Here is a 6324-nt window from a genome sequence, read left to right on the forward strand (position 1 = left end):
ACGCGCCTTTTTTTAATGTATCGCGATTATTCTGCTGCTTGCTCTACCACAGGTAGATTTAGCTCAGCTTTAGCCTTTAAAGACTCAATAAACGCTAAGTAGTTTTTGTTAGCTTGCGCCATAGTAATGTTTTGCTGTACTTGCGGGTCGATATTTGCGGTTACTTGCGCATCGCTTACCGATTTAAGTGCAACAATTGCTGCATCACCGTTGTTTAAATCAACCACGTCTGTGCTTGGTGCATCATTAGGACGAGGCATTTTAAACGCTTGCGTTACAATAGCAGGCGAAACCGTGTAGCTTTGACGCGTTAAGCTCGCTTCTTCACGTACCGTTAGGTTTTGCTCACTGGCCACATCGCTTAGCGTTTTACCTGCTTGAACTTGTGCAAATAACTCACGAGCTTTTTCTTTAGCAAGTGTTGATGCTTTTTCATTAACTAAACGTGTTTTGATTTGCTCACTCACTTGTGCAAGCGGTTTAGTTGCAGATGGCTCGTATTTATTTACACGTACTACAATAACGTGCTCATCACCTAGCTCAATCACTTCTGAGTTTACTTTATCTTCAAGTAATTCTACTGAGAACAACTGCGAAATTACCGCAGGTGTATTAAGTGGCTCTGGCAATGCATTACGTGCAACAAGTGGCGTGGTTTTAACTTCAACGTCTGCCACTTCTGCAGCATCGTCTAAACGGTCAGAAATTTCAAATGCTAAGGCACCCATTTCAGTTTGCTTTTCGTAAAACGCATCTACTTTTTCAGTTTGCTCAAGCTCTGCACGCAAGTCGGCTTTTACGTCGTCATACGCTTTTACTTGCTCTGGCTGTAAGTCAGTAAGTTTAATGATGTGATAACCAAACTCTGATGCTACAACTTCTGAAATATCACCTTTGTTTTGAAGCGCAAATGCAGCATCTTCAAAAGCAGGGTCCATTACATCGCGCTCAATCCACTCTAGGTCGCCGCCCATTTCGCCACTCACAACATCATCAGATGATGACTCTGCAAGCTGTGCAAAATCAGCACCTTGTTCTAACTGTTCATGTAATGCGTTGGCTTTTTCAAGCGCGGCATCATCATCTTCGCTGTTATCAATTAAAATGTGTGATACACGGCGTTTTTCAGGCTCGATGTATTGTGCTTTATTTTGCTCATAATACGCTTTTACGTCGTCTTCTGTTACCGACTCTACGGTGATATCTTGTGCTTTAAGCTCAATGTAATCAACCGATACACGCTCTGGCGATAAAAATTGTGATGCGTTTAGCTCGTAGTAATCAGCAATTTCTTGCTCAGATACGTCTACGTTTGCTTGTAACGCTTCTTTGCTTAACACAAGGTAGTCTATGCTACGCGTTTGCTGCTGCAGGGCTGCAGCGCGTTTAAGCTCGTTTTCAAGTGCAAACTCAGTACCAGCAACCGCAGACACTAATTGGCTGCGTGTCATGTCTTTACGTAAGTACTCACGAAAAGCATCTGGTTGAAAGTTCATTTGACGAATTACTTGTAGGTAACGGTCGTTATTAAATTTTTCACCAATTTGAAAGTACGGTAGTTCTAAAATTGTTTTACGTACGCTGTCGTCGCTTACGCGAAGGCCTAAATCTGCCGCTAATTGTGATTGCAATTCTTGTTGTACTAAGCGGTCAATTACACCTTGACGAATTTGCGCCATGTAATTTGGATCTGCACTGATTTGTGCAAAGTATTCGCCAAATTGTTGCTCTAAACGGCTACGTTCGTTTTGATAAGCACGATTAAATTCGGTTTGGCTAATTTTAATTCCATTTACTTCAGCAACGGGTTGTTCTGGGGTTTGACCTAAGTAACTACCGATCCCTGCTAAGGCAAAAGATAAAATCACCGCGCCTAAAATTATTTTGGCTACAGGACCCTGTGAGCCCTCTCTGATTTTCTCAAGCATTTGTTTATCTCTTATTGATCAAGGTATTTTACCTTGTCATATGTAAAAAAAGCGTATCTTACCAGATACGCTTTTTCACTTGAAGTAACTGGCGGTGAAGTTACTTAATTCATCGATTAGGATAATTAAGTTTATATACACTCGCCATAACTAATCTGTATTTAAACAGTGATTAGTTTACTGCGTCTTTCAGCGCTTTACCGGCTTTGAAAGAAGGAATATTTGCCGCAGCGATTTGGATAGTTTCACCAGTTTGTGGGTTACGGCCTGAACGAGCAGCACGCTCGCGTACTGAGAAAGTACCAAAACCTACAAGTGCAACTGAATCGCCATCTTTAAGCGCTCCAGATACAGACTCGATGAATGAATCTAGTGCACGACCTGCAGCCGCTTTAGAAATGTCAGCGTCAGCTGCGATTTGATCGATTAATTGAGATTTATTCACAATATCATCCTCTTTCATTGTTATTATCAAGAGCGATTGTTTTTTAAACTAACATCACTTTTTTGAAAATTTTAGAGCAAACTTTTAATGCTCACATGATTATATTTTTCTTAAGCCTAGGCCCCATAAGGGCTAGGCTCGAAAACCAGTGCTTAACTTATCATACCGATTAGATTTGAAAAGCCCTTTAAAGCACTTTTTTTGGGTTTTTTATTGGTTTTTCGGTGTTTCGACTGAAAAACTCTCAACAGGATGCACTAAAGCTAACTTTAATACTTCATCAATCCACGTAACTGGGTGAACATCTAAGCCTGCCAGTACGTTATCTGGGATCTCTTTTAAGTCACGTTCGTTAATTTTAGGAATGATGACTGTTTTAATTCCACCACGGTGTGCAGCAAGTAGTTTCTCTTTTAAACCACCAATAGGCAGTACTTCACCGCGCAGTGTTATTTCACCTGTCATTGCTACATCGGCTTTAACGGGGTTACCTGTTAAGCTCGATACTAAACCCGTTACCATTGCTGCACCGGCGCTTGGACCATCTTTAGGGGTCGCGCCCTCTGGTACATGCACATGAATGTCGCGTTTTTCGTAAAAATCGTTATTAATACGGAACGTATCAGCACGATTACGAACCACCGTCATGGCCGCTTGTATCGACTCTTGCATTACATCGCCCAGTGAGCCTGTGTAGCTTAGTTTGCCTTTACCTGGCACAGCTGCACATTCAATGGTCAGTAAATCGCCGCCTACTTCGGTCCACGCTAAGCCTGTTACCTGACCAATGCGGTCGCCGTCTTCAGCTTTACCGTAGTCGTAGCGCTGTACACCTAAAAACTCTTCTAGGTTATCTTGATTGATAGTGACTGTTTTAGTCTCTTTATCAAGTAAGATATTTTTAACGGCTTTACGACATAGTTTAGATACTTCGCGCTCTAAATTACGTACGCCCGCTTCACGCGTGTAGTAACGAATAATGCCAATAATTGCACTGTCTTCTATTACTAGCTCAGAAGGTTTTAAACCATTGCGTTTAACTTGCTTAGTAATTAAGTGCTCTTTTGCAATGTTTAGCTTTTCATCTTCGGTGTAACCCGATAAGCGAATAACTTCCATTCTGTCCAATAATGGACCAGGAATATTAAAGCTGTTTGATGTTGCTACAAACATTACATCCGATAAATCGTAATCAACTTCTAAGTAGTGATCAGCAAAGTGGCTGTTTTGCTCCGGATCTAGCACCTCTAATAGTGCTGATGCCGGGTCGCCGCGCATATCTGATGACATTTTGTCGATTTCATCTAACAAGAATAATGGGTTTTTAACGCCCACTTTTGTCATGTTTTGAATCAGCTTGCCTGGCATAGAGCCAATGTAAGTACGACGATGGCCACGAATTTCAGCTTCGTCGCGTACGCCACCTAACGCCATACGAACATATTTACGACCCGTAGAGCGTGCAATAGACTGCCCTAGTGACGTTTTACCTACACCCGGTGGTCCTACTAAACATAAAATAGGCCCTTTAAGCTTATTAGTACGTTGTTGCACCGCGAGGTATTCAATTATGCGTTCTTTAACTTTATCTAAGCCGTGGTGATCGCTATCAAGAATTTTTTGCGCGCCTGCTAAGTCTTTTTTCACTTTCGAGCGTTTTTTCCATGGTACGTTAATTAACGTATCAATGTATGAACGCACTACAGTGGCCTCTGCAGACATTGGCGACATCATTTTAAGCTTATTAAGCTCAGCTGATGCTTTTTCTTTCGCTTCTTCTGGCATACCTGATTCTTCAATACGCTTTTTAAGCGCTTCAAATTCGTCAGGTACATCATCAAGCTCACCAAGTTCTTTTTGAATGGCTTTCATTTGCTCGTTGAGGTAGTACTCGCGCTGAGATTTTTCCATCTGCTTTTTCACGCGGGTACGAATTTTTTTCTCAACTTGCAATAAGTCTATTTCACCTTCCATCAGTGCCATTAAGTATTCTAAGCGCTCTGTAACGCTTGAAATTTCTAACACTTTTTGTTTTTCAGGCACTTTTAATGGCATATGCGCTGCCATTGTATCGGCAAGGCGTGCTGGCTCATCAATGCCTGAAACAGAGGTTAATACCTCAGGTGGAATTTTTTTATTAAGTTTTACATAGCCTTCAAACTGGCTAACAGCGCTGCGGATGAAAATATCTTGCTCTTGCTCATCCACTGAATCAGATTCGATGAACTGAGCATTCGCTACAAAAAACTCATCGTTATCTACAAATTCTTCAATTTGTGCGCGCTGCGTACCTTCAACTAAAACTTTAACTGTACCGTCTGGTAACTTTAATAACTGAAGTACAGTAGCAATAGTACCGATACGGTAAATATCGTCTTGCTCAGGTTCGTCTACAGTTGCATCTTTTTGTGCAACCAAGAAAATTTGTTTGTCTTTATCCATTGCCGCTTCGAGGCATTTTATTGATTTTTCACGGCCTACAAAAAGCGGGATCACCATGTGCGGATATACCACAACATCGCGCAGTGCTAACACTGGGATTTCGACTCGATCGGTTCTCTCAAGCGTCATTATAGTTTCTCTTCGCACTTCATTTATTTAAAAGATTACTCAAGTATATGGGGATAATCTAATTAAAGTTCAACAATTTTCCCCAACTCGTTCAAATTAATTATAAAAAAAGGAGCCTAAGGCTCCTTTTTTATACAAATAGCTTAAAAACTACTCTGATGCAGCTTTATCTTGATTATTGTTTTCATAAATCAAGATTGGGTCAGATTCACCTTTAATCACGGTTTCATCTATAACCACTTTGCTTACATCATCCATTGATGGCAGCTCGTACATAGTATCAAGCAGTACGCCTTCAACAATTGAGCGAAGTCCGCGAGCACCTGTTTTACGCTCCATTGCTTTGTGAGCAATAGCGCTTAGTGCATCATCACGGAACTCTAATTCAACGTCTTCCATACCAAACAATACAGAGAACTGTTTAGTAATGGCGTTTTTAGGTTCACTTAATATTTGTACAAGTGCCGCTTCATCAAGCTCAGTTAATGTAGCAACAACAGGTAAACGACCAATAAACTCAGGAATTAAGCCGTACTTAACTAAATCTTCTGGCTCTACGTCTTTAAATGTTTCGCTTAAAGAGCGGCTCGACGCTGACTCTTTAACGTTAACACCAAAGCCAATTCCGGTATTTTTATGGCTACGCTGTTCAATTACTTTATCTAGGCCTGCAAAGGCACCACCACAGATAAATAAAATCTTAGAGGTATCAACCTGTAAAAACTCTTGCTGCGGGTGCTTTCGACCACCTTGTGGTGGGACTGAGGCAACCGTGCCTTCAATTAGTTTAAGCAGCGCTTGTTGTACGCCCTCACCCGACACGTCACGTGTAATAGATGGGTTATCTGATTTACGTGAAATTTTGTCAATTTCATCAATGTAAACAATACCACGTTGCGCTTTTTCTACGTCGTAGTCACATTTTTGTAGCAGTTTTTGAATGATGTTTTCTACATCTTCACCTACATAACCGGCTTCGGTTAGTGTAGTTGCATCTGCCATAGTAAACGGTACATCAAGTAAACGCGCAAGTGTTTCTGCCAGCAATGTTTTACCACTGCCTGTAGGGCCAATAAGCAAAATGTTACTTTTACCTAGTTCTACTTCTTGCTTTGTAGATTGGTTGCGTAGGCGCTTGTAGTGATTGTATACCGCTACAGACAATACTTTTTTAGCATGGTCTTGACCAATTACGTAGTCATCTAAGTGATTACGAATTTCTTTTGGCACAGGTAGTTTATCAGACGAATTATGCTTAGGAGCAATGTCTTTGATTTCTTCCCTGATAATATCGTTACACAGCTCTACACATTCATCACAAATGTATACTGAAGGACCTGCAATTAATTTACGCACTTCGTGTTGGCTTTTGCCACAAAA

At 41.0% G+C, this 6324-nt stretch carries 4 protein-coding genes; all 4 read right to left on the bottom strand.

What is annotated here, in order from left to right; translation table 11 throughout:
- Nucleotides 1–26: 26 nt before the first annotated feature.
- Entirely contained in the window at nt 27–1928 is a 1902-nt protein-coding gene (locus tag B2R65_RS09390; protein WP_121637756.1) for a SurA N-terminal domain-containing protein, read from the bottom strand.
- A gap of 172 nt (nt 1929–2100) precedes the next feature.
- Nucleotides 2101–2400, bottom strand: a complete 300-nt coding sequence (locus tag B2R65_RS09395; RefSeq protein WP_286247754.1) for an HU family DNA-binding protein — start codon at nt 2398–2400, stop codon at nt 2101–2103.
- Nucleotides 2401–2583: 183 nt separating this feature from the next.
- A complete protein-coding gene (gene lon / locus B2R65_RS09400; RefSeq protein WP_004586897.1) occupies nt 2584–4944 on the bottom strand; it encodes an endopeptidase La in 2361 nt (786 codons plus the stop codon).
- A 150-nt stretch (nt 4945–5094) separates the two neighbouring features.
- On the bottom strand, nt 5095–6324 hold a 1230-nt coding region (gene clpX / locus B2R65_RS09405), incomplete at its 5' end, for an ATP-dependent protease ATP-binding subunit ClpX (RefSeq protein WP_286742137.1).

The organism is Pseudoalteromonas sp. UBA2102, from assembly GCF_002331165.1.
Lineage (GTDB): Bacteria > Pseudomonadota > Gammaproteobacteria > Enterobacterales > Alteromonadaceae > Pseudoalteromonas > Pseudoalteromonas atlantica.

What these genes read in the sequence shown, in the direction of transcription:
- B2R65_RS09390 (WP_121637756.1), bottom strand. Translation starts at nt 1,928, where the DNA reads ATGCTTGAGAAAATCAGAGAGGGCTCACAGGGTCCTGTAGCCAAAATA.
- lon (WP_004586897.1), bottom strand. Translation starts at nt 4,944, where the DNA reads ATGACGCTTGAGAGAACCGATCGAGTCGAAATCCCAGTGTTAGCACTG.